General features: G+C 69.3%; 23 protein-coding genes and 1 pseudogene. 13 read left to right on the forward strand and 11 right to left on the reverse strand.

All coding sequences use genetic code 11. The features are described 5' to 3' along the window. Together AB0H84_RS12555 and AB0H84_RS12560 are read right to left on the reverse strand one after the other, a co-directional pair. A partial coding sequence (locus AB0H84_RS12555; RefSeq protein ID WP_357602342.1) for an FG-GAP-like repeat-containing protein occupies positions 1 to 786 on the reverse strand: 786 nt, incomplete at its 3' end. Positions 787 to 1,020: 234 nt separating this feature from the next. Continuing rightward, positions 1,021 to 1,617, reverse strand: a complete 597-nt coding sequence (locus AB0H84_RS12560; RefSeq protein ID WP_357603035.1) for a TetR family transcriptional regulator — start codon at positions 1,615 to 1,617, stop codon at positions 1,021 to 1,023. Between the two features lie 243 nt (positions 1,618 to 1,860). Here AB0H84_RS12560 and AB0H84_RS12565 point away from each other — a divergent pair, with 243 nt between their 5' ends. From AB0H84_RS12565 to AB0H84_RS12590, 6 genes are read left to right on the forward strand one after another with little or no spacing between them, the layout of a single operon-like run. Then, a complete protein-coding gene (locus AB0H84_RS12565) occupies positions 1,861 to 3,456 on the forward strand; it encodes an AMP-binding protein (protein WP_357602345.1) in 1,596 nt (531 codons plus the stop codon). Further along, entirely contained in the window at positions 3,457 to 4,428 is a 972-nt protein-coding gene (locus AB0H84_RS12570; RefSeq protein WP_357602348.1) for an acyl-CoA dehydrogenase family protein, read from the forward strand. Further along, positions 4,428 to 5,582, forward strand: a complete 1,155-nt coding sequence (locus AB0H84_RS12575) for an acyl-CoA dehydrogenase family protein (protein WP_357602351.1) — start codon at positions 4,428 to 4,430, stop codon at positions 5,580 to 5,582. Before AB0H84_RS12570 ends, AB0H84_RS12575 begins: the two co-directional genes overlap by 1 nt. Before the next feature lie 8 nt (positions 5,583 to 5,590). Next, positions 5,591 to 6,502: a bifunctional MaoC family dehydratase N-terminal/OB-fold nucleic acid binding domain-containing protein gene (locus AB0H84_RS12580; protein WP_357602353.1), complete on the forward strand. Its 912-nt coding sequence runs from the start codon at positions 5,591 to 5,593 to the stop codon at positions 6,500 to 6,502. After that, positions 6,502 to 6,894, forward strand: coding sequence for a MaoC/PaaZ C-terminal domain-containing protein (locus AB0H84_RS12585; RefSeq protein ID WP_357602356.1), 393 nt, complete (start codon positions 6,502 to 6,504; stop codon positions 6,892 to 6,894). The genes AB0H84_RS12580 and AB0H84_RS12585 overlap by 1 nt, the downstream gene beginning before the upstream one ends. After that, positions 6,891 to 8,054, forward strand: a complete 1,164-nt coding sequence (locus AB0H84_RS12590) for a lipid-transfer protein (protein ID WP_357603038.1) — start codon at positions 6,891 to 6,893, stop codon at positions 8,052 to 8,054. Before AB0H84_RS12585 ends, AB0H84_RS12590 begins: the two co-directional genes overlap by 4 nt. A 167-nt stretch (positions 8,055 to 8,221) precedes the next feature. On the opposite strand, the gene AB0H84_RS12595 is transcribed toward AB0H84_RS12590, so the two are convergent. From AB0H84_RS12595 to AB0H84_RS12610, 4 genes are all read right to left on the reverse strand, one after another. Continuing rightward, on the reverse strand, positions 8,222 to 8,809 hold the full coding sequence (locus tag AB0H84_RS12595; protein WP_357602359.1) for a Uma2 family endonuclease: 588 nt from the start codon (positions 8,807 to 8,809) through the stop codon (positions 8,222 to 8,224). Positions 8,810 to 9,460: 651 nt separating this feature from the next. Next, the gene (locus AB0H84_RS12600; RefSeq protein WP_357602362.1) at positions 9,461 to 9,613 is read right to left on the reverse strand and encodes a hypothetical protein; all 153 of its coding nucleotides are present in this window, start codon (positions 9,611 to 9,613) and stop codon (positions 9,461 to 9,463) included. Positions 9,614 to 10,244: 631 nt separating this feature from the next. After that, positions 10,245 to 11,459, reverse strand: a complete 1,215-nt coding sequence (locus AB0H84_RS12605) for a helix-turn-helix transcriptional regulator (protein WP_357602365.1) — start codon at positions 11,457 to 11,459, stop codon at positions 10,245 to 10,247. A 4-nt stretch (positions 11,460 to 11,463) separates the two neighbouring features. Further along, the gene (locus AB0H84_RS12610) at positions 11,464 to 12,009 is read right to left on the reverse strand and encodes a flavoprotein (RefSeq protein ID WP_357602368.1); all 546 of its coding nucleotides are present in this window, start codon (positions 12,007 to 12,009) and stop codon (positions 11,464 to 11,466) included. A gap of 65 nt (positions 12,010 to 12,074) precedes the next feature. On the opposite strand from AB0H84_RS12610, the pseudogene AB0H84_RS12615 reads away from it, so the two are divergent. After that, positions 12,075 to 12,357: pseudogene (locus tag AB0H84_RS12615) on the forward strand (transposase family protein); the annotation flags it as partial. 36 nt (positions 12,358 to 12,393) lie between these two features. Here AB0H84_RS12615 and AB0H84_RS12620 read toward each other — a convergent pair. Continuing rightward, positions 12,394 to 12,759, reverse strand: coding sequence for a hypothetical protein (locus tag AB0H84_RS12620; RefSeq protein WP_357603065.1), 366 nt, complete (start codon positions 12,757 to 12,759; stop codon positions 12,394 to 12,396). A gap of 583 nt (positions 12,760 to 13,342) precedes the next feature. On the opposite strand from AB0H84_RS12620, the gene AB0H84_RS12625 reads away from it, so the two are divergent. Beyond that, on the forward strand, positions 13,343 to 13,558 hold the full coding sequence (locus AB0H84_RS12625; protein WP_357602371.1) for a hypothetical protein: 216 nt from the start codon (positions 13,343 to 13,345) through the stop codon (positions 13,556 to 13,558). A gap of 362 nt (positions 13,559 to 13,920) precedes the next feature. Here AB0H84_RS12625 and AB0H84_RS12630 read toward each other — a convergent pair whose 3' ends face one another. Continuing rightward, the gene (locus tag AB0H84_RS12630) at positions 13,921 to 14,301 is read right to left on the reverse strand and encodes a helix-turn-helix domain-containing protein (protein WP_357602374.1); all 381 of its coding nucleotides are present in this window, start codon (positions 14,299 to 14,301) and stop codon (positions 13,921 to 13,923) included. A 107-nt stretch (positions 14,302 to 14,408) separates the two neighbouring features. On the opposite strand from AB0H84_RS12630, the gene AB0H84_RS12635 reads away from it, so the two are divergent. From AB0H84_RS12635 to AB0H84_RS12645, 3 genes are all read left to right on the forward strand, one after another. After that, positions 14,409 to 14,774, forward strand: coding sequence for a DoxX family protein (locus AB0H84_RS12635; RefSeq protein ID WP_357602377.1), 366 nt, complete (start codon positions 14,409 to 14,411; stop codon positions 14,772 to 14,774). A gap of 189 nt (positions 14,775 to 14,963) precedes the next feature. Beyond that, positions 14,964 to 15,983, forward strand: coding sequence for a LacI family DNA-binding transcriptional regulator (locus AB0H84_RS12640; protein WP_357602380.1), 1,020 nt, complete (start codon positions 14,964 to 14,966; stop codon positions 15,981 to 15,983). Positions 15,984 to 16,074: 91 nt separating this feature from the next. After that, complete coding sequence (locus AB0H84_RS12645; RefSeq protein ID WP_357602383.1) at positions 16,075 to 18,153, forward strand: beta-galactosidase; 2,079 nt, start codon at positions 16,075 to 16,077, stop codon at positions 18,151 to 18,153. Positions 18,154 to 18,381: 228 nt separating this feature from the next. Here the strand turns inward: AB0H84_RS12645 and AB0H84_RS12650 are convergent, their stop codons facing one another. After that, on the reverse strand, positions 18,382 to 19,011 hold the full coding sequence (locus tag AB0H84_RS12650; RefSeq protein ID WP_357602386.1) for an LUD domain-containing protein: 630 nt from the start codon (positions 19,009 to 19,011) through the stop codon (positions 18,382 to 18,384). Between the two features lie 219 nt (positions 19,012 to 19,230). On the opposite strand from AB0H84_RS12650, the gene sigJ reads away from it, so the two are divergent. Beyond that, positions 19,231 to 20,109: an RNA polymerase sigma factor SigJ gene (gene sigJ, locus AB0H84_RS12655; RefSeq protein ID WP_357602389.1), complete on the forward strand. Its 879-nt coding sequence runs from the start codon at positions 19,231 to 19,233 to the stop codon at positions 20,107 to 20,109. A gap of 54 nt (positions 20,110 to 20,163) precedes the next feature. Here sigJ and AB0H84_RS12660 read toward each other — a convergent pair whose 3' ends face one another. Next, positions 20,164 to 20,544, reverse strand: a complete 381-nt coding sequence (locus AB0H84_RS12660) for a hypothetical protein (protein WP_357602392.1) — start codon at positions 20,542 to 20,544, stop codon at positions 20,164 to 20,166. Positions 20,545 to 20,608: 64 nt separating this feature from the next. Here AB0H84_RS12660 and AB0H84_RS12665 point away from each other — a divergent pair, with 64 nt between their 5' ends. Further along, entirely contained in the window at positions 20,609 to 21,088 is a 480-nt protein-coding gene (locus AB0H84_RS12665; protein ID WP_357602395.1) for a helix-turn-helix domain-containing protein, read from the forward strand. Between the two features lie 9 nt (positions 21,089 to 21,097). Here AB0H84_RS12665 and AB0H84_RS12670 read toward each other — a convergent pair whose 3' ends face one another. Continuing rightward, positions 21,098 to 22,834: a sigma-70 family RNA polymerase sigma factor gene (locus tag AB0H84_RS12670; protein ID WP_357602398.1), complete on the reverse strand. Its 1,737-nt coding sequence runs from the start codon at positions 22,832 to 22,834 to the stop codon at positions 21,098 to 21,100. Between the last annotated feature and the right edge of the window lie 76 nt (positions 22,835 to 22,910).

A 22,910-nucleotide genomic window follows, 5' to 3' on the forward strand; every position in this document is an offset into this window, starting at 1 on the left:
ACCGTTGTCGAGGACGGTCATGAGTTCGGACTTGCCGTCGCCGTCGAGGTCGGCGAAGTGGATGTTGTCCTTGGCGAACTCCGTGGCGACGATCTTGTCGGCGTCCCACGGCACATCGGCGAACCCTGCGGCGTTGCGCCAGGCCTTGACGTCACCGTTGTCCAGGACGGTGACGATCTCCGCCTTGCCGTCACCCGACAAGGACGACCCCGAGCCGGTCGTGCCGTCGACGATGTTGTTGTACCGGATGGGGGTGTAGGTCGCGGCGTACGACTGGGGCCAGGTGCGTTGGATGGTGGGCGCGCCATCGGGTCCTGCCTGCTCGCGTACCACCGGCCTGGTCCGCGCGGCGTCCTCCCAGCCGATGAAGAGCGCCACATGTTCGCCCGGCCGGTTCAGCGCGTCGCCGGGCTGCAGGTCGGACCGGGCGATCTGGTGCGAGACCTGGCCGATAGTGCTTGTGGTGTACGAGTAACGCAGGCCCCACGCCATGGAGACGAAGCCGGAGCAGTCCGTCCGGTAGCTCCCGTACTGGTTCCCGTGACAGGCGGACTGACTGTACGGGACCCGTGCGTCGATCCACGTTCGTGATCGGGTCAGCACCTCGCTGCGCGTGATCGTCATGTTCTGCGCGTAGGTGCCGCAGTTGAACATGACCGAGACGTCGGGCTGCGGGGTGTTCGACGGGAGCGGGGCGGCGCCGGCGGGGATGGCGAACCCGGCGCAACAGGCGAGGGTGGCGGAGGCTGTGACGAGCAGGTGACGGAGCCTGGTGGTGGTGTGCATGATCGTGTCCTAAGTCCGTAGGGGCGGTGTGCCGCTCAGCGACAGAAGCAAGATTCGCTGCGGCCCCTACAGAACGCCTGCAATGCGCCTCCAGAGCGGCCAGAGCGTCTGGAGGTCGGCTGTGTCGCAGGTTGGAGGGCTGTGCCTACCGCCGGCGCGCCGCCACCGCATGGGCTTGCGCGGGGACACGAGCCGGACACGCCTGCCTGTGCGCAGGCGTACAAGATGGTGGTTCTAGATGTCGGCGAGCAGCCGGGCGGCGGCGGTCTCGATGCGACGCTGGATCTGGTCGTAGGTGCGGCGGCCCCGGAGCATCTCCAGCAGCTCCTGGACCCACACGCTGGCCAGGGAGCCCGCGAGGTCGAGCTGCTCCTCGCTCGCCTCCTCGAGGCTCAGGCCGTCGGCCGAGACGCGCAGCAGCAGCCCCGTCATGCGCTCGCCGAACGGCGTCTGCACCTCCGCCATGATCAGCGAGCGGATCAGCGCGTCGGCCAGCTCCGGCTCGCGCATCAGCCCGCGCGTGGCCCTCATCAGCACGTCCACCGCGCGGCTCGACGGGGTGGCGGCCCCGGGCGGCCGGCGCTCGATGCTGCTCTCCAGCAGGTCGATCTCCTCGCCCACCACCGCCACCACCAGGTCCATCTTGGACGGGAAGTAGCGGTAGAGCGTGCCGAGCGCGACGCCCGCGCGCTCGGCCACCGTGCGCATCTGCATGGCCTCGACCCCGCCCCGGGAGGCGAGCGCGGCCGCCGCCTGGACGATGCGCTTGCGGCGTTGGTGCTGGCTACGCGTACGGACGCTGTGCCCGCCCGTCGTGGGGTGGCTCTCCATGGTCCCCTCGGTGTCGCTGGAGGGCGCGGCGATCGTCGCCGGCGTGGTACGCATAAGAACACGTTATCTGATTTCTCGATATCGCGGCTTGTTACTCGCGGGTCACAAACTGACCGTATAGCCCCATGTCTCCGGCGTTACAGGCGTATGTCACGACTTATCGGCACAGACGGGCACTGGACAGATATTAGAATCTGTTCTAGTTTGCGATTCGGCTGACCGAGCGCTTGGTGGAGGCCCTGGATGATCGCGGACACGCTGGCGGCCCTGCTTCTCGCACGGGCGGAGGACGATCGACCTGGGCTGATGTTCGAGGATCTGGCGTGGTCGTGGCGCGAGCACGTGGCCGCCTGCCGCGCCTCCGGCGCCTGGTTGTCCCGGCGCGCCGCCCGGTCGCACGTCGGGGTGCTCAGCGAGAACGTTCCTGAGCTGGTCTTCCTCGTGGGCGGGGCGGCGCTCTCCGGCCACGTGGTCGTCGCGCTCAACCCGACGCGTTCGGTCGACGAGCTGGTCCGCGACGCCCGCGCCACCGATGTGGACCTGCTCCTGGCCGACGGCCCCTACGCGGCGGCGGCCGGGCAGGTGGCCGAGGCGCTGGGGGTGGACGCGCTGCCCCTGTCCGCCGTCGGGCTCGAGCCGCCCGCCGAGCCGGCGGACACGCCGGAGGACCTGGTGATGCTGATCTTCACCTCCGGCACCTCGGGCCGGCCCCGCGCCGTGCGGATCACGCAGCGCAAGCTCGCCCTGCCCGGGTTGAGCCTGGGGGCGCGGCTCACGCCCTCCGACGTCGTGTACTGCTCGATGCCGCTGTTCCACTCCGGCGCGCTGATGGCCGCCTACGCGCCGGCCGTGGCGTCGGGGGCGGCGCTGGTGCTACGGCGGCGGTTCTCGGCGTCGGGCCTGCTGCCGGACGTCAGGCGGTACGGCTGCACGTACCTGCACTATGTCGGCAAGGCGCTCTCCTACGTCCTGGCCACTCCGGAACGCGCGGACGACGCCGACAACCCCCTGCGGATCGCGTTCGGGAACGAGGGCAGCGCGGTCGCCACCAGGAGGTTCGGCGAGCGGTTCGGGTGCCACGTGATCGACGCCTTCGGATCGACGGAGACGGCCATCTCGCTCACCCCCGACCCGTCCGGTCCGCCCGGCTGCCTCGGGAGGCTGCCGGAGGGCGTTCGGATCCTCGATCCGGCGACGGGGCGGCCCTGCCCGCCGGGGCGCATCGAGAACGGCCGCCTGCTCAACGCGGAGGAGGCCGTCGGCGAGCTGGTCAACGTGGCCGGGCTGGGACTGTTCGACGGCTACTACAACGATCCCGAGGCGGACGCCGAGCGCATCAGGGACGGCGCGTTCTGGTCGGGCGACCTGGCGTACGCGGATGGGGACGGTTACGTGTTCTTCGCCGGGCGCGGCACCGAGCGCCTGCGCGTGGACGGCGAGAACCTGGCCGTCGCGCCCGTCGAGGCGGCGCTGCGGGAGTTCGCCGGGGTGGTCGAGGCGGCCGTCTACCCGGTGCCCGATCCGGCGGCCGGCGACCAGGTCATGGCGGCGCTCGTGCTGGAGGGCGGGTTCGACCCGGACGCGTTCACGGCGTTCCTGGCGTCGCGCCGCGACCTGGGTGCCAAGTCTTTACCGCGATTTATCCGCCTTTCTGGGGATCTGCCCCAGACGCCCTCCCACAAGGTCCTCAAACGGGTCCTCGCCCGGGAGGCCTGGCGCACCGCCGACCCGGTCTGGTGGCGCACGGGTTCCGGGCTCCGGCCGCTGACCGACGCGGACGTCAAGGGCATCGAGGAGGAGTTCGTACGGCACGGCAGGCACCACCTCTTGGAGGCTTGAATGGACTTCAACCTGGACGAAACCCAGCAGGACCTGCGGAAACTGGCGGCCGAGGTGCTGGCCAAGGAGGACGGCGAGCGGTTGCGGCAGGCCGGGCTCATGAGCGTGTGCGTGCCGGAGGAGGCGGGCGGAGCCGGGCTCGGGCCGGTCGAGATGGCCGTGGTGCTGCGGGAGGTGGGTGCGCGCGCGGCCCCGGTGCCCGTGCTGCCCACGTTGGTGAGCACCCTCACGCTGGCCCACTACGGCACCCTTGACCAGCAGCGCCGCTTGAGCGATGGGGCCACTGTCGCGCTTCGCGAGCCCGGGAGGGCGCCGGCCGACCCGCCCCTGACGAGCGCCCGGACCGTTGACGGCGGCTGGGCGTTGACCGGGCGCAAGGTCTCCGTGCCCTACCCCGGGGCCTGGGTGCTGGTCAGCGCGGACGAGGGCCTGTTCCTGGTGGAGTCGCCACCCTCGACCCCCGAGTTCACCTCCACCGGCGAGCCCGCCGCCACCATCGTGCTGGACGGCACCCCGGCCGAGCGGGTCGCGGGCCCGGAGGCGGTCACCGGGGCCAGGCGGCTGTTCATGGCGGCCGTGGCCGCCCAGGCCAGTGGCGTACTGGCCGGCGCCCTGGAGCTGACCACCGGCTATGTCAGGTCGAGGAAGCAGTTCGGCCGGGCGCTGGCCGAGTTCCAGGCCGTGACCATGCAGATCGCCGACGTCTACATCGCGGCTCGGGCCCTGGACGTGGCCATGTGGTCGGCCGTGTGGCGCCTGGGGGAGGGCCTGCCGGCCGACCAGGACCTGGCGCTGGCCGCGTACCACGTCAGTGAGGCGGTCAAGGCCCTCTACACCTGCCAGCACCTGCACGGCGGGATGGGGCTGGACGTGACCTATCCGCTGCACCGGTACTTCGCCCAGGCCAAGCACCTGTCCCACCTGCTCGGGGGCGCCGATGCCCAGCTCGACCTGATCGGAGCGCTCGTCTGATGCTGATCGACCTGACCCCCGCCCAGCGCTCCCTCCGGGACGAGCTTCGCGAGTACTTCCAGGGCTGTCTTACCGACGAGGACCGCAGGAAGATCGCGGAGGACCCGTTCGGCGGGGCGTACATGGAGCACTGCCGCCGCCTCGGTCGCGACGGCAAGCTGGGCATCGGCTGGCCCAAGGAGTACGGGGGAGGCGGCTACGGCCCCCTCGAGCAGCAGATCTTCGCCAACGAGATCGCCCGGGCGGGCGTCCCGTACCCGCTCATCACGGTGCAGACCGTGGGGCCGACGCTCATGCAGTACGGCACGCAGGAGCAGAAGGACCTGTTCCTGCCGCGCATCCTCGCGGGCGAGTGCCACTTCGCCATCGGCTACAGCGAGCCCGAGGCCGGCACCGACCTGGCCTCCCTGCGTACGACGGCGGTGCTCGACGGCGGCCACTACGTCGTCAACGGCCAGAAGGTCTTCACCAGCGGCGCGCACTACGCCCAGTACATCTGGCTGGCCGCCCGCACGAACCCCGAGGCCAAGAAGCACAAGGGCATCACCATGATGATCGCCTCCACGGACGACCCCGGCTTCTCGTGGACGCCGATCGTCACCATGGACGGCCGCCACCACACGAACGCCACCTACTACAGCGGCGTCCGCGTCCCCGTGAACATGGTGGTCGGCGAGGTGGACCGGGGCTGGGACCTGATCGTCAACCAGCTCAACCACGAACGCGTCACCCTCGGCCCGGCCGGCAACCTCGGCCAGACGTACGACCGCTTCCTCGCCTGGGCCCGCCGCACGGGGCAGGCGGCGAATCCGGACGTACGGCGGGCGCTGGCCAGGGTGTGGGCGGCCTTCCGCACCAACGAACTGCTGAACTGGCAGGTCGCCGCGAACATGGACCTCGGCTGGCTGGGCGCCCCCGACGCCTCGGCCACCAAGATCTACGGCTCCGAACGCATGCAGGAGGTCGGCAGGCTCGTCGGCGACATCCTGTCCAGGTACGGGGACCCGTCCGACCCGGAGACGGCCGAGCTGCTCGAACGCGTGGACCACGGCGTGAAGGGGGCGGTGGTGCTGACGTTCGGCGGCGGGGTGAACGAGGTGCAGCGGGAGCTGATCGCCATGCTCGGCCTGAGCCTGCCGAGGCCGCCGCGATGACTCCGCCCATGAACGACCAGGAGCTGCACGAGCTGGCGGAGAAGCAGGCGGCGCTTGGGGAAGTGCGCGGGACCCCGGCACGCGATCCCGTGAACGCCCCCATGATCAGGCACTGGCTGGACGCCATGGGGGACGAGAACCCCGCGTACCTGGAGAAAGGGGTCGCGCCGCCTGCGATGGCCCAGGTCTGGACGATGCCGGGCGTGCGGCGGTCAGCCAAGGACCGCTCGCCGGTGGACGACATGATCGCCGCGCTCGACGCGAGCGGCTACACGGGCGTGGTGGCGACGAACTGCGAGCAGACCTATCACCGGTACGCGCGGATCGGGGAGCGGCTGACCCCGGCCACGCGGTTCACGGACCTGGCCGGGCCCAAGCGGACGGCTCTGGGGGTGGGGTTCTTCGCCACCTGGACGGTTACCTGGTACAGCGAGGACGACGAGCCGGTCGCCGAGATGCTCTTCCGGGTCCTGAAATTTCGCCCACGCACCGCTTCGGGTAAGGAACAGGCGGCGGCTGGTTCTTATCCGCTCCAACCCGCCGTCAACCAGGACACGGCCTTCTTCTGGGAAGGCGTGAAACAGGGCGAGCTCCGCATCCAGACCTGCGCCGACTGCGGCGAGCTCCGCCACCCGCCCGGCCCGCTCTGCCCCCGCTGCCGCTCGGTCAACCGTGGCCACATGGTGGCGAGCGGGCGCGGAACCCTCTACAGCTACGTCGTCCACCATCATCCCCCGGTGCCGGGCAGGCAGACGCCGTTCGTGGTGGGTGTGGTGGAGCTGCCGGAAGGCGTACGGATCGTGGGAAACGTGGTGGACTGCCCGATTGAGGAGGTGTCGGTCGGCATGTCGTTGCGCGTGACGTACCGGCGGATGGACGACCAGCTCGTCCTCCCCATGTGGACGCCGGAGGAGGCGTGATGGAGATCGGAGCGGCGCTGCCGGAGCTGTCCGTCGACCTCACGCCCACCGTGGTCGTCTCCACGGCCCTGGCCACCATGGACTTCACGCCGGTCCACCACGACGTCGGGCTGGCGCGCGCCCAGGGCTCGAAGGACATCTTCCTCAACATCCTGACCACGATGGGGCTGGTCGAGCGGTACGTCACCGACTGGGCGGGTCCGGAGGCCGTCATCGAGCGCATCGCGGTCAAGCTGGGCGTACCGGCGTACGCGGGGGACCGCCTGTGCTTCAACGGAACGGTCCTGTCGCGCGAGGAGGGCCGGCTCACGGTGGAGGTACGCGGCAAGGTGAGCCTGGGCGACCACGCCACAGGAACCGTCACCCTGGTCGAGGGGGGAACGCGGTGCTGAGCGGCCGTACTGCGATAGCCGGCATCGGCGCGACCGAGTTCAGCAAGCAGTCGGGACGCTCCGAACTGCGGCTCGCCGCCGAGGCCGTGCTGTCGGCGCTGGACGACGCGGGCCTGTCACCCGGCGACGTGGACGGCATGGCCACCTACACCCAGGACTCCAACCAGGAGATCGCCGTGGCGCGGGAGACGGGGATCGGGGACCTGACGTTCTTCTCGCGGGTCGAGTACGGCGGCGGCGCGGCATGCGGGACCGTGGCACACGCGGCCATGGCCGTGGCCACGGGAATGGCGCGGACGGTGGTGTGCTACCGCGCCTTCAACGAACGTTCGGGCCGCCGCTTCGGCCAGCCCAACAGCCGCCTGACCGGCGAGCCCACCTCCCAGGGCTTGGAGATGAGCTGGCACGTGCCGTTCGGCCTGATGACGCCGGCGGCGTGGGTGGCGATGTTCGCCCGCCGCTACATGCACGCGTTCCGAGCCACCTCGGAGGACTTCGGCCGGGTGGCGGTGGCCATGCGCAGGCACGCGGCCACCAACCCGGCCGCCTGGTTCTACCGGCGCCCCATCACGCTGGAGGAGCACCAGGCGTCCAGGTGGATCGTGGAGCCGCTGCACCTGCTCGACTGCTGCCAGGAGAGCGACGGCGCGGTGGCCCTGGTCGTCACGTCGGCAGAACGAGCCCGCGACCTCCGCAGATCCCCCGCCGTGATCACGGCCGCGGCCCAGGGCTCGGGCACCGGCCAGATGATGATGACCAGCTATTACCGTGACGAAATGACAGGTCTCCCGGAGATGTCGCTGGTAGGCCGCCAACTCTGGAACATGTCCGGCTTATCCCCCAAAGACATCCAAACAGCTATCCTGTACGACCACTTCACCCCGTTCGTCCTGGCCCAACTCGAGGAGCTCGGCTTCTGCGCCCGAGGGGAGGCCCCGGCGTTTCTCAGGGACGGAGGCATAGAACTGAACGGCCGGCTGCCGGTCAACCCGCACGGGGGCCAGCTGGGTGAGGCTTACATTCACGGCATGAACGGCATAGCGGAGGCGGTACGCCAGATCAGAGGAACGGCGGCCAACCAGCTCACGAACGTCAGGAACGTGCTGGTCACGGCAGGCACAGGCGTACCGACAAGCGGCCTCATCCTCTCAGCCGAGTAAGCCGGCCTGCTGGACCCCGCCCCGAGCAAAAGGTCTTCGCAAAAGAGGCGCTTCGCGCTCGGGGCTCAGGCGTTCTCATTCAGGCGCCTGCCGGCGCACCCTCCGCGCCTTACGGCGCCATCTGGTCACCGAGCGAACGGACACACAACGGGCGCACGGGGCAACGTTTAAGGAGCGGTCAGTACGAGAAACGGGATAGTCACCCTGATAGGGAGTTCCAGTTCGAGGTCTCCCTGGTGTACCCGATGAAGCCTGTATTCGGAGGCTACGGCATCGAGATGGAACTCCTTCACCTCGAGGATCTCGTACTTCTCGTCGAGGAGGATGAGCAGGTAGAGCGGGATACCGGCGGCGGCATACTGCGTGCGTTTATCGGTGAGGTCTTCACGGACGGTCCCGGGTGAGGAGACCTCGACGACGGCCAGGGTCTGGGACGCATCCGGCTTCTGACCAGGGTCGTCCAAACACTTGTAGACCACCACGTCCGGGCGTCGGAAGGTGAACTTCGGAACCCGCCAGAGCACCACGTCGATGTCGGTCTCGACGCTCAGACACGGCCCGCTGTTCGGACGAGCGGCTTCCAGTGAGCTGGCGAGACGACGGGCTATGCGGTTGTGCTGAGGAGCGGGTGACTCGCACTTGATCACATGCCCGTGGACTACCTCGATGCTCCTGGCGATGTCCTCCGGCAACGCTCGATATTCTGCTTCGCTCATGGCTTCGGGAAGTGAGTCGTACCAGGAAGGGGTTGCCATGCCGGTCTCCCTCGCTTAGGGCTGACATCGAAGATCGGCTAACTGGAAGACGTGGAGCGGGTACGGGAATCGACCGCCGCTGTCAGCTTGGAACCGCACCGATCACGGCCACCGTACCATCGGGAGTCTGACCAGCGGCGACATCGATCCTGGAGCGAGTGGCCCCTCAACCACGGGGCAGCCGCCTTCCGACCTCGTCGTCATGGGTGGCCTGGTAGAGCCGGTTCACGCGGCAGATCTCGTGCCGCAGCCACACGAGGCTCTCGGGGGAGCCTTGGGCGTGCTGGACTCAAGAAGGTGCGATGGACGGCTGGGTCGTGAGCAGGCGGACGAGGGCGCCGGCCGACCAAGCCTACGGTCTGGCGGGGCTGCTGCTCGCTCGGCTGTTCCTCCACCGCGCCGACCGTACCCTGCTGATCTGGTCGGCCATAGGCAGTGCTCTGCTCACATTGGTGACCCTCATCAGCGTGGTGGGCGCCTATCTGGGTGGTCGGCCTGCTGGATCCTCGCCCCGAGCCAAAGGGCTTCGCCTGAAAGCGCTTCGCGCTCGGGGCTCAGGCGTTCTCATTCAGGCGCCTGCCGGCGCACTCCCCGCGCCTTGCGGCGCCATCGCCCACGGATACTCGCAGCAATTTAAGCCGTCGTGCCTGGCTACCGGGCTTGGCCTGAAAGCAGTGCCGCCCATATCACGCGCGCTTCAACGATCGAGCACTGGTGGGTCTCGTGAATCACGTTCCCGGCTTCGGCCTGCAGGGTGCGGCGGATGAGGGTCTGACCGCCGCCCTCGCACAGTTCGTAGAACACGGCCCTACATGTACACGTCCACGCCACGACGCGGACGCGACCCAGGGCGCCACATGGTTCCAGCCACGTGAGCCGGACGTGATCACGTTGGGCCATGGATATGTGCGGGCTCAGGCAGCCTTCGCCAGCCGTCATGACACGCCTGCTGCCCCGTGGTTTGGCGCTCGGCGGAGTTCGGCGTACCGAGCAGCGATCCTGCGAGCGGCCCGCCCTGGCTCGAACACGGAATGATGTGCGACAGCCATCGGCCCGTCCTGGAACGGCGCCCCGTCCACCACCTGTACCAAAAACCGTCCGTCCACACCACGAGCCCGGTCCACACCGACACCAGCGCGAGCCCGCGCCCTTCGTGGACGTCGGCAACGATCTCCATGCGCGCCAAGGCAGCACAGAGTTCGTCAGCGGTTTCCGGCGCCGACAGGGGCCGTACCAGATCGAGGCCGACCTGTTGAGGCGGCTCGGGGCAGCAGGCGCACCGATTCCACGCGTCTCTCTGTTCGTGCCACATGCGACGTTCCCTCCTGTTGGGGGACGTGGCCTCTGGTCACGCCACGCAGGAGGAACCGTAGGTGCGGGTCAACGAGGTAACCCGCACAGTGGTGAAGGTCAAGAAGCCGCACAAAAGTGCGGGTCAGACGATGCCCGCCCGGTGAGCCAGCCCGCGAAGCTGCGGAGTGCTGGCACGGTGCTCCCGCTTGAGCAGTTGAGTCAGCAGCTCTCGGGGACGCCCGCCATAGCGAACGAGTTCAGGTGAGAGCCGTTCGGCTTCAAGGAGCAGGTTGACCGACGCGGCGTCCTTGCGCTGCAACGCATAGGCGCGGGCGAGGTCCAGATGCACCTGGGCACGGCGTCCGACCAGACCGTCAGAGAGCTGCGCCAGATTGAGGGTTTCACCCCTGCGGATCGCTTGCCGGGTGTCACCGAACTCGACGGCCGCCCACACTTCGTGAATGGTCACGTTGGTCCTGCCGAACGCGGTCCAGAAGTCGTTGCGGTCTTCGCCGAGCGTGTCAGCGATCTGCCGGGCCTGCGTAAGGAAGGTGCGCACTGCGGCTTGGTCGTACGCGGCAGCGGCGGCGGTGACGGCGACCAGATAGAGTGCACCGACAATGGGCAGGCTGCGCGGAGTGGGGCGGCTGGTGGCGCGCTGCAACGCGTCGGCCGCCTGAAGCACCAGGTGCAGTGCGCGTTCCGTCTCACGAAGCCGTACCAGGACGTAACCGAGCCGATAGGCGCTCACGGCGGCGAGGAGCGGCCTGTCCGCTTCTTGGGCGGCGGCCAGCGAGCGGTCGGCGGCCACCCAGGCGAGTTCCGCCTCTCCCACGCGACGCAGGGTCGTGGTGGCGCAGTGGTAGGTCAGCGAGCGAAGGGTCTGGTACGCCCGGCGCTGGGCGGCGGGGGCATGGCGGCTCCCCAGTTCGGTGGCCATGATCAGGCGAGGCAACCGCCTGCCGACCTCGTCGTCATGGGTGGCCTGGTAGAGCCGGTTCACGCGGCAGATCTCGTGCCGCAGCCACACGAGGCTCTCGGGGGAGCCTTGGGCGTGCTGGGGGTCGATGAGGGAGGAGAGGCCGTCGTAGCCCATCATCGCCTGCCGGATGGCCGATGCTGCCTGGTAGCGCGTCATCGCGTTCGTCTTCTTCACGGTGAGTTCGTCCACGGGCAGGCCGAGGATGTCAGCGAGGGCGTTGAGCACGGTGTGGTTGTCCACGGCACGTTGCCCGCGCTCCACCTGGCTCAGCCAGCTCTCGGAACGGCCGACGAGACCGGACAGGACCGCTTGGGACAGTCCACGGCGGCGGCGTGCCCGAGCGATCCGCCGGCCGATCTCCCTGCGGGCGTCCATGCCATCACCCCTGCGTCTGTCGCTCCCCCACAACGGCGTGTAGTTCCTGCATGATGCGTTCCCAGGATGGCATGCGGGACTTCGGCGGAGCGGCCGGATCGAACAGGACTCGCACGCCCATCTCTCGAAGCATGTCGAGGCTCCGCTGGAACGCGAGGTGCTGTGCGAGCGCTTCCTTGAGCAGCGGCACGGCCAGGATCGGAACGCCGAACCCCATCACCTCGCACAGCAGCCCGACGGCGAAGGTGTCGGCGATGCCGTTCGCCCACTTGTTGATCGTGTTGAACGTGGCCGGAGCGACGATCACGGCGTCGGCGGGAGGGAGGCCCTTGGGGTCCTGCGGCATGCGATACGTGCTGCGGACCAGGTCACCGGTCAGGCGCTCAAGTCCTGCGACATCAACGAAGCGTTCACCCATGGGTGTGGTGACCACATGCACCTGCCATCCGGCTGCCTGGGCAAGGGGCACCAGGTGATGGACTTCTCTGGCGGCAGGCGCGGCGCACGCGATCACGTAGACGATGCCGCGGGTCCCTTGCAGGGGTTCCATGTCCCGTAATCCAAGTGAGAAGCCGCTTTCCGTCCCGGCGACTGCTGGTCAAGGTCCACGCTCTGAGCGCCGTCCGCATCTGGAGCATCCCGCGCGCACTAGAGACAGCCGGGATCGTCACCCTGGCCGACAAGGCGTATCAGGAAGCCGAAGGGCCGGTCATCACCCCGTACAAGGGCAAGAACAAAGCCGAGTCCCAGAAGCGGGCCAATCGAGCCCACGCCGAGCTCAGAGGCCCCCGCGAACGAGCGCACGCCCAGCTGAAGAGCTGGACCCTCCGCAAGCTACGATGTGGCACCTCCGAAGACGGCCCACCCCTGCAAGGCCATCGCCGTCCTTCAGAACCACCGCATCGCCTCCCAGGCTGCCTGGGGACGGAACGGCTCACTGGTGCGCGTCGTCCCGGAACTTGTACCAAGGCCCCATCACATGCCGGACATCGCCCGGCCGGCTCGAGGGGCTCCAGACATAGCCGTAGCCGTCCCCTCCCCAGTCCTTGCCTCGGTAGAAATAGACCTGTTCGTTCTCCCGACGGACGAACTCGAACGAGAGGCTTCCGATGCTTTGATCCCTGAGTTCGACGCCCTCCCCCAGCGTGCGGGCGACCGCCTCCATGTTCCCTGACGAGTGGATGAAACGCAGGTCCTCAGCCCTGATCAGGGCCACGATAAGGACGGCAGCCAAGAGCGCCGCACCCAAGTACGCCGCTCTTCGTGACGCAGGCCTTCTCTCGCGGCTCGTCTTGATCATGTGGTCATCTTTACATGTGTCCGGGCAGAACTACGAGATCGCGCCAGGATGAAAAGTGCAATGAGCCCGGCAGTGGGGCCAGGAACGCGCCCAACATGCTGAGCAAGAGGGGCGCCAGCAGCAATTCCGTCGCAAACTGGAGCTGTTCCTCCCACTCCTGCGTCGGCAAGTGGAGCAGGAGCACAAATGAGACGGCCACCCCCAGCCCCGCAAGAGCCGACCTGAATAAGAAGCGGGCGCTGGTCTGCTCGGCTCGTCTCGGGTCGATGGCGGGTGTAGTGATCAAGATTGCACCTCAAGCATCTACCTACTACGGACTGGCACAAGGCACGGCGATCGTCACGGAGCCGGAGAGCCCTCGCCAGGAGGCGGGGGTCGAAACTCCACATGTAGACCGATATGATCCATACCCGCCATAGTCATAAGAAAGAGCGAGTATGAGGCTTGTTTTCGCTGGTCTGAGCGTATTGTCAGGTCTCGCAATCACCGTAGGCTGTGCCGATATCCACGAGAGCGCACAGCAAGGAACGGTACGGGGGCCTTGAGCGTTTTAGGGCAGGGTGCTATTGAGGATGCTGCCCGAGTGAAGCTCACGGGTGTACTCGATTGTGTGGTCGATCCGTTGTCGGACGGTAGTTATCCGGTTGATTGCTCGGGCCGAACTCAGGACGGCAAGGAGGCATCTGTCAAGGGAACTGTGACCGCGGTCGATGCCGACAAGGGTGTGGCCCACGGCAAGCTGTTGCTTACCTTTGACGGCAAAAGCCTAGGTGAGAAGGACTGTGTCGGCGTCTGCTGATCGTGAGTAGCTATCGCATCGCGAGCGGAGCGGCAGACGCCAATCCGAACTGGGGATAGGTCGTCGCCGCGATCTGCTTCATTCGTCGCCGTCCCGGAAGCAGAGCCAGTAACCTTCGTTTGTAAGGAGAGCGCTCAGGTCTCGCCGGTGCGCAGACCACCGAAGGCGGCCCTCGACGCTGACAAAGCGGTCACGACACCGCAGGGGATTCGATCGCGTGACCCGTTCTCCCGCTGCTCCCGGCGGCACCCTTGCCCTGGACAGCGAGGGACTGGCCAACACTGTCATCAAGGTCTGAGTCGTGCTCCTAGCTCACCGATTCCGCTTCGGCCGGTCGGGAAGCGGCCGGAGGGCGAGGGTGGTCAGGGCGCGGTCCGGTTCTCGTAAGCGGCCCTGCTGGCCTCGATGTCCGCGATGTGGTCAATGGCCCAACCGGCAAGCGCCAGCGCCGGCGGAATGAGACTCCGCCCAGTGGCGGTCAGCGCGTACTCGACCCGCGGCGGAACCTCCGCGTACGCCGTCCGGGAGACCAGCCCGTCCCGTTCCAGGTTCCGGAGCGTCAGCGTCAGCATCCGCTGGGAGATCCCGGGGATCTGCCGATGCAGATCGGTGAAGCGCAGCCGCTGCTGGTCGAGGGTGGCCACGACCAGCAGGGTCCACTTGTCGCAGATCCGGTCGAGGATCGTGCGGATCGTCCGGCCGCCGTCTCCGCGGATCATGCAGGTGTGCTCGTACTGCGACATGACAGTCCCTTGTGCCTAACGCACACGCATGTGCCTTTTGTAAGGCTCTCAATAGTGACGCATCATGGGGCAACTTACGAACGGTAACCATCAGCCGTGGAGCTCACATGTACATCGCTTACTGGATCGTCGCCGCCCTTCTGGCGGTGTTCTACCTCTACGCCGGAGGCAAGAAGGTCGTACAGAGTCAGGAACAGCTCCGGCCCATGATGGGCTGGGTCGACCGCGTTCCCATGCCGCTCGTCCGACTCATCGGCGTGCTCGAACTCCTCGGCGCCGCCGGCCTCATCCTGCCGCCGCTCACCGGAATCGCGCCATGGCTCGCCATCGCCGCGGCGATCGGGCTCGTCCTGATCCAGGTCGGCGGTATCGCGCTCCACCTCTCCCGCGGCGAGGCCCGGCTGATCGGACTCAACATCGCCCTCCTGGCCGCCGCGGCCGCGACCGCCTGGCTGGGCAGCACCTGGCTCTGAAACACGCGATAGCACCGGGCCCTGAAACACGTGTTAGCGCTGGGCTCTGAAACACGTGCACTCTTGGCGCCGATGCTCGCGAGCGGACTCCCGGCCTCTCGTAACGGCGGGGACCTCCCCTTGACAATCGGCGCGCGCAGCCCGACAGTTGGGGGCGTCTGACTACGTAGTCAGACGCAAGGAGCTGCAATGACCGAGCCCCGACGCAGGCCGCCAGGCAGTACGGACGTCGCCCGCCTGGCGGGTGTGTCGCAGAAGACGGTCTCCCGTGTGATGAACGGCGAGCAGTACGTCAGCGACGAGGTCCGCGAGCGGGTGCTCGCGGCGGCCCGCGAGCTCGGCTACCGGCGCAACACCGCGGCCCGGGCGCTCAACCTGGGCCGCTTCCACCGCATCGGGGTGGCCTCCCTCGGCACCTCGCTCTTCGGCCCGTCCTCGCTGCTGATCGCGCTCGAGCGGCGGGTCAGGGAGATCGGGTACGCCTTCACCGTCGTCAACACCCTGGAGGGCGAGGAAGGCGGCATCATGAAGGCCGTCGAATCCCTGCTGGAGCAGGGCGTGGACGGGATCGTGCTCTCCGAGCCGATCGACGAGGGCCAGACGCTGCGCATCGAGGCGGACGTCCCGGTGCTCAGCTTCGGGGAGCTGGCGGGCCTCGACGGCCCGCGGGTGATGGTCACCGGCGGGTCCGGCGTGGGCGCGGGCCGTACGGCGACCGAGCACCTGCTCGGCCTGGGACACGCCACGGTCTGGCACGTCGCGGGCCCGAGCCGGTGGTTCGCGGCGCGGGACCGCGCCCAGGGCTGGCGGGAGGCGCTGGCCGCGGCGGGCGCTCCCGAGCCGCCGATGCTGGAGGGCGACTGGTCGCCCGCGTCCGGGTACGCGGCGGGGCGGATCCTTGCGGCCGATCCGGAGGTCACGGCAGTGTTCGTGGCCAATGACGACATGGCGATCGGCCTGCTGCGTGCCTTGACCGAGGCAGGACGCGCGGTGCCCGAGCAGGTGAGCGTGGTGGGGATGGACGACATCCCCTCCGCGGCGTACCTGTCACCGCCCCTGACCACCATCCGCCAGGACTTCGAGGCGACCGCCGCGCACGGTCTGGAGCTGCTCGTCGAACGGATCGAGAGCGGCCCCGGCCAGGCGATCCGCGATGACCTGCCCATGGAGCTCGTGGTTCGCCGGTCCACCGCACCCCCCAAGGAGTGAACGTGATGCTGCAGTGGTACCGGCCGAGCGGGTGGCTGGCCGCGGGCTCGGTCGAACAATGAACCCCGATCAGAGAACAGAAGGAGTGTCCGTGCCGCGAGTGCTCTTTGGCGCCGCCTACTATCCCGAATACCATCCCGCCGACCTGCTCAAGACCGACCTGGAGCTGATGGCCGAGGCCCGATTCTCGGTGATCAGGGTCGGGGAGTCCGTCTGGTCCACCTGGGAGCCGGAGAACGGCCGCTTCAACCTGGACTGGCTGCAGCCTGCCCTGGACGGCGCGCACGAGCGGGGCATCGCCGTCATCCTGGGCACTCCGACGTACGCGGTACCGCCGTGGCTCGCCCGGCTATATCCGGAAATAGCCGGTGAGCATCGCACCGGGCAGCGCATGGGCTGGGGCGCCCGCCAGGAGATGGACTTCACCCACCCGGCCTACCGCTTCCACGCCGAGCGGATCACCCGGCGCGTCGTCGAACGCTACGCCGGCCACCCTGCGGTCATCGGCTACCAGGTCGACAACGAGCCCGGGCCGCAGCTGCTCCACAACCACGGCGTCTTCCAGCGGTTCGTCGACCACCTGCGGAACACCTACGGCGACGTGGAGACGCTGAACCGGGAGTGGGGGCTGGTCTACTGGTCGCACCGGCTGTCGGACTGGGCCGACCTGTGGACCCCGGACGGCAACGTCCAGCCTCAGTACGAGCAGGCGTGGCGGCGCTTCCAGGCCGAACAGGTCACCGAGTTCATCGAGTGGCAGGCCGACATCGTACGCGAGTACGCCAGACCCGAGCAGTTCGTCACCACGTGCATCTCCTACGAGCGGCCCGGGGTGGACGACGAGAACCTGACGCGGCGGCTGGACGTCACGGCCGGGAACCCGTACTACGGGATGCAGGACGGGCTCGCGCTGCCCGCCCCGCCCGACTCACCGCAGCACTGGACCACGCAGGACACTTGGGCGCTGTATCTGAGCGCCGATCGGATGTTCTCGTCGCGGCAGGAGCCGTTCCTGGTCACCGAGACGAACGCGCAGGCCATCGGGCCGTCGTGGGTCAACCAGCCGGCTTATGACGGGCAGTGGCGGCAGGCCGCGTGGGCGCTCGTGTCGCGGGGCGCCTCCATGGTCGAGTACTGGCAGTGGCGGACGCTGGTGTTCGGCGCGGAGACGTACTGGGGTGGCGTGCTGCCGCACAGCGGGCGGCCGGGGCGCACGTACCGGGAGATCGCCCGCGTCGGCGCCGAGCTGGAGACCGCCGGAGAGCTGGTCGCCGGCCTCACGCCCGACGCGGACGTCGCGATGATCTATTCGATGCCGAGCAAGTGGGGGCTGGCCGCACAGCCCGCGCTCGCGCGGCCGGACGGCGGGCCTGACGAGCGGTCCTACCTGAGCATCTTCGAGCCGTTCTACCGGGCGGCGTTCGAGGCGGGACAGCAGGTGCGGGTGCTGCACGCCGGGCAGGCGGTGGCGGAGGAGCCGGGCGCGGTGGCGGCGCGGCATCCGGTGCTCGTGGCCGCGGGGCTCTACGTGGCCGACGACGCCACCCTGGACTGGCTGAGGGCGTACGCGGAGGCGGGCGGGCACCTGGTGCTCGGGCCGCGTACCGCCTATGCCGACGAGGAGGCCCGCGCCCGCCGCGAGGTCCAGCCCGCCCGGCTCGCCGACGCGGCGGGGGTCTGGTACGACGAGTTCAGCAACCTGGCCGCCGACCTGCCTGTGCACGGCGTGGAGGGATCGCCCCTGGAGCTGCCGGAGGGGGCGGCGGGCACCCGCTGGGCGGACGGCCTGCACGCCGAGGGCGCGCAGGTGCTGGCCGCCTACGTCCACCCCCACTTCGGCCAGTTCGCCGCCGCCACCACCCAGCCGCACGGCCGCGGCCGGATCACCTATGTCGGCACCATCCCGAACCCCGAGCTGGGCGAGGCCCTGTTCCGCTGGCTGGCCCCGTACGCCGGACCGTGGTCGTCGATGCCACCGGGCATCACCTCGACCGGCGCGACCACCGCCGACGGCCGGCGACTGCGCTTCCTGCACAACTGGACGTGGAACCAGACCACGGTCCCGGCGCCGCTGCCGGTACGTGACGTCCTCGACGGCACCGACCACGAGACGGGCGCGGAGCTCACCCTCGGCCCGTGGGACGTCCGGGTCCTCCTGGAAACGCCCTAGATCCTTTGGCGTTGCCGGCGGCTGTTGACAGGATCGGCCCGCCTGGAGGAATCCGTCGCCGGTGACTCATAGGCGGTGGTCATCGCGAGCCGCTGATCGTGGCGGGCCTACGACCTGGGCGGCCTCGTTGGGGACGGTGTCCGCAACGAGGCCGGTGGGTGGCGGTGTCCGCAACGAGGCCGGTGGGTGGTCCGTACGGCGCGCTCAGCGATGCCGCACAGGTGCTGGTCAGAATCCGATGGCCTCGCGCAGCAGCAGGACGGTGCCGCGCCCGGGGTGGGGTTCCGCGTTGAGGATGAGCACGCGGTTGAGGGCACTGGGCTGCCCGTAGGTCTTCATGCAGCGCTCGTTCTCCAGCGGGACGCAGTGGTCTTCGATGCGGCGCAGCGCGGTGCTCAGATCGGGCACCACCTTCTGCGCTCCGACGATCCAGATCGCTCGACCCGCGGCGCCCGAGTAGCCGGCCAGCTGGCTGCCGCTGGCCGAGGCGGCCACCAGGGAGCCGGTCTCGGTGACCGCGGCGACGCTGCCCACAATGACGTCGGGGCAGGCGATCGCCTGCCAGATCTCGGTCAATTGGGTGGCGCGGTCCATGGTCCTGCTGCGTGCCTTGACGGACGCGTATCGCCCGCTGCCGTTGATGTCCTCATCGATGCCGGACAGGCGGAGGGTCTCGCTGGCCCCGGTGAACACGGTGGCGCCCTCGGGGATCAGCTCCTTGACGCGGGTACGCGCGGCGGCGGCGTCGTCGAGGATCTCCACGGTGAAACCGTGTGCGGTCAGCGCGGCGGCCACCCGCTCCAGGCGCTGCGCGGGCGCCGGGTCGGCGAACGGTGCTGTCGGCGTTGAGGTGGTCATGATGTCTCTGAGCTCCCTGTTCGTCGAACGACATGTTGGTCTCAGCGGTTCGACAAGGCAGCGGCCCGGAATGTGAGGCGACGCACCGGCCTCACATTCCGGCGCGCTGTCTTGTCGAAAACCGGTGAGGACAGACACGACCAAGGGAGCCGTCGGCACCATGACCACTCCATCCCGGCCAGGACACGGCCGGCCCGATTCCGCGGCCTGGACGCGATCATGAGCGAGCGGCGCCAGCTGATCAACATCGCCTACCGGCTCCTGGGCTCCCTGGCCGAGGCCGAGGACGCCGTCCAGGAGACCTACGCCCGCTGGTACGCCATGTCTCCGCAGCAGCAGGCCGCCATCGAATCCCCGGGCGCCTGGCTGACGACGGTGGCCAGCCGCATCTGCCTCAACCTGCTCGGCTCCGCCCGGGCCCGGCGAGAGACCTACGTGGGCGAATGGATCCCCGAGCCGCTACCCGAACGTACGGAGCGGAGCACCGGGCAGCCGGTCACCACCGTCGACCCGGCCGACCGCATCACCTTGGACGAGTCGGTCAACCTGGCCTTCCTGGTCGTGCTCGAATCGATGACCCCGGCCGAACGCGTCGCGTTCATCCTGCACGATGTCTTCTGCCACTCCTTCGCCGAAGTGGCCGAGATCGTCGGCCGTACCCCGGCGGCCTGCCGCCAGCTGGCCTCCTCGGCCCGCCGCCGCATCCGGGCCGCGCAGCCTTCCGCGACTCCGTCAGCCCAGCGCGCCGGCGTCGTCAGGGAGTTCAAGCAGGCATGGGAGGCCAAGGACATCGACGCCCTGATCGGCCTGCTCGACCCCGGCGCCACGGCGATCGCCGACGGCGGCGGCCTCACCACGACCTTCCTGCACCCCATCGAAGGCGGAGAGCAGATCGCGCACGCCTGGATGGAGATCGCCCGCCGCAGGCCCGGGAACATGACCTTCCTGGAGCGCACGGTCAACGGTCAGCCCGGCCTGGTGGCTCAGCAGGACGGCGTCACCGTGACGGTGTTCGCGTTCGAGGTAGCGGGCGACCGGATCAAGCACATCTGGGTGGTACGCAACCCCGACAAGCTCCGTCGCTGGACGACGAGCTGAGGCGCGCATCGGGTCCGCTCACAGCGCGGGGTCGCCCCGGGGCCCGGCATGCGGTCACACGGCGAGGGCACCGCCGACGAAGGTCCGTTCCGGCGGGGACGCCACGAGTTCGACCATGGTGCCGGTGCGGAACTCCTCGCCGAGGACGTGCGTGATCGCGTCGGTGAGGGCGGTGCCGAGACGTTCGGTGATCTCGGCGGCGTCGGGACGGTCGAAGACGCCGGCGCGGACGCCCAGAATCACCGAGGCGTTCGTCTCCACGGCCTTGCCGCCCTGCGCGAAGCGGCCAGCGGAGACCCCGGCCAGGCGGATGCTCACGTGGTCGCGGGCCCATGCGCCGTAGACGCCGACGATTGCCTCGGTCAGAGCGGTGACGAGCTCGGGTTCGTTGCCGGCCAGCCTGTTCTCTGGAACGTGCACGGTCAGATGCGGCACAGTGGACTCCGTTCTCTTTGCCTACAAAGGCTTTGAACACAAAGGTATATGGGAGTTGCCGCCGATGTCCACGGAAAAGGACGGCCCGGCCGTTGATGAGGCCGTCCGCACGCTGCTGCTGCTCATGCCACGGCTCGTCGGCCGCGCCAAACGCCTGCCGGTTCCCCAGGCGCTTCAGGGCCTTGACCTGGCGCCGCGCCATCTCGCGCTGCTGGCCCATTTGGAGTACGACGGCCCCGCCAGCGTCAACGAGCTCGCCGCCCGGCTGGAGGTGGCCCCGACGACCGTCAGCCTCATGGTCAGCGAGCTGTCGCGGCTGGGCGTCCTGCAACGCACAGCCGATCCCGCCGACCGCCGCCGCCGCATCATCGCCATCGCCCCCGCCTACCTCGGGCCGATCGGCGAATGGCTCTCCGGCAGCGCCTCGGCGTGGGAACGCGTCATGCGCGACCTCAACCCCGCCGAACGCGCCACGGTCATCGGAGCCCTGCGTGCTTACGAGGCCGCCTTGGAGTCGGTGGCGAGTCCCGAGCCACCGGCCTGACGAGGTGTCCTACGGATGCGTGAACATGGGCATCGAGAAGAAGACGATCATCGCTATCGCCACGCAGATCAGGAACCCGACGGCCTCCCAGGCCCAGTCGAAGTGCCGGTCCTTGCGCCGCCGCACCTTCTCGGGCCGGGCCCGGTACTCCGGCCGCTTCTTGGGCGTCGGGCGGGCGCGGACCGGGCGCGGGGCCAGGAGGGAGGACTCCGCGGCGGACGGAGCGGGCGATGGCGTGGGCGATGGTGCGGGGGTGCTCCGGGGAGCGGGAGCCTTCTGACCCGAGGAGCGGGCGGCCGAGGGGCTCTCCCGCGAGGTGCGGGCCTTCGAGGGCTTCTGGCGGGAAGCGGCGGGAGCCGGCGCGGGCTCTGCGCGCAGGATCGAGGGCTCTTCGCGCGGGAGCGCGGGCTCCTCGTCGTGCGCAGGCAGTCGGTAGATCGGCTCAGCCGGTCTGGCCGGGGCAGTGGGCGCGGCCGGCTCGGGGCGTCTGGAGGACTTCGCGCGAGGGCGGAACAGGGGGGCCGCATCGCGGCTGGGCTCGTCGGCCCGCTGCGGCTGCGGCTGCGGTTGCGGGAGCGGACGGGCCGGGCCCTTGTGCACCAGGACGTCTCGGGGGGCGAGGATGTCGCCGTCGTCCGCGAACGGCTTCGGGAGGTTGCCGGGTAAGAGCACGTCGCCGGTCGCGAAGGGCTCAGGGGCGTCCTTGGGTAAGATCACGTCGCCGGTGGCGAACGGCTCGAGGCCCCCCGCGAACTCGGGCGGGGCCAGGAAGAACGGGCGCTCGTCGGACGGGCCGGAGGTCCCGGTCTGCAGGCTCCCGGTCACGTACGGCCGCGCGCCGTCCACGGCTTCCAGAGGATCCCGGAGCGGCGGCAGAGAGCCCAACGGGTCCCTGAGCGGGAAGTACTCGGTGGAGGTCAGCGGATCCCTGCGGGGCAGGGAGGAGTCCGCGGACTCACCCAGCTTGGGCATGGGGGCCGTGGTGGCGTCATGCGCGGGGGTCCGCGAGTTCGGCGGCGGCGTCAGGAGCTCGGCGGGGAAGATGACCGTGCTGGTCGCCGGGTCCGCGTCGGCCAAGGGCTGGGGCCAGTTCGGCGGGCTGGGCCAGCGGGGCTTCACGAACAGCGGGCCGGGGGCGGCCGTACGGGAGCCGACGAAATGGAAGCGGAGCGCGCCCGGCGGCTGGGGCCAGGGGAGGCGGCCGAGGACGTCGCGGAGCGGGGCGACGCTCAGCGCGCCGTACACGTCGGCCACCGGCTTGGGGACGCGGGCGCCGGTCGAAGCCAGTGCCGCCCCCAGGGCCTGCCTGAAGTGGTGGTCGGCTCCCACCGCCAGCTCCTCGGCGGTGTCCGGCGCGACGTCGAGCACCCACGCCAGCTCCGCCATGCTCAGCCCGCACACCGCGCGCAGCACCAGCACCTCGCGCTGGTGCGGGCGCAGCTCGCGCAGGACGCGCTCGACGAGCGCGGTGGCCGGGTCGATCAGCGGGTCGACGGCAGACGGCGCGTAGACGATGTCCCGCCGGTGGATCTCGCGGCGGGCGAACGCATAGAGAGAGGCGCGGGGCGGCTTCTCGAGGGAGGGGAACCCGGCGACGCTGGAGAACAGGGAGACCAGGACGTCGGACGCGGAGCCGAGGTCGCCGAGCTGGTCGGCGCAGTACGCGAACAGCCCGGCGGCATGGCGGTCGTAGAGCTCTGCGATCAACTCGGCGCGTTGACGCTGATCGGTGAGCGGCTGGGACACGGGCCGGTTCCTCTTGTTGCTTTGAGCGGGACGCTGCGGGTGAGGGCGCTGATGGCTTGGTCTTGGTGCGGAGTCT

The sequence above is a fragment of the Nonomuraea sp. NPDC050786 genome (assembly GCF_040654115.1).
Classification (GTDB): domain Bacteria; phylum Actinomycetota; class Actinomycetes; order Streptosporangiales; family Streptosporangiaceae; genus Nonomuraea.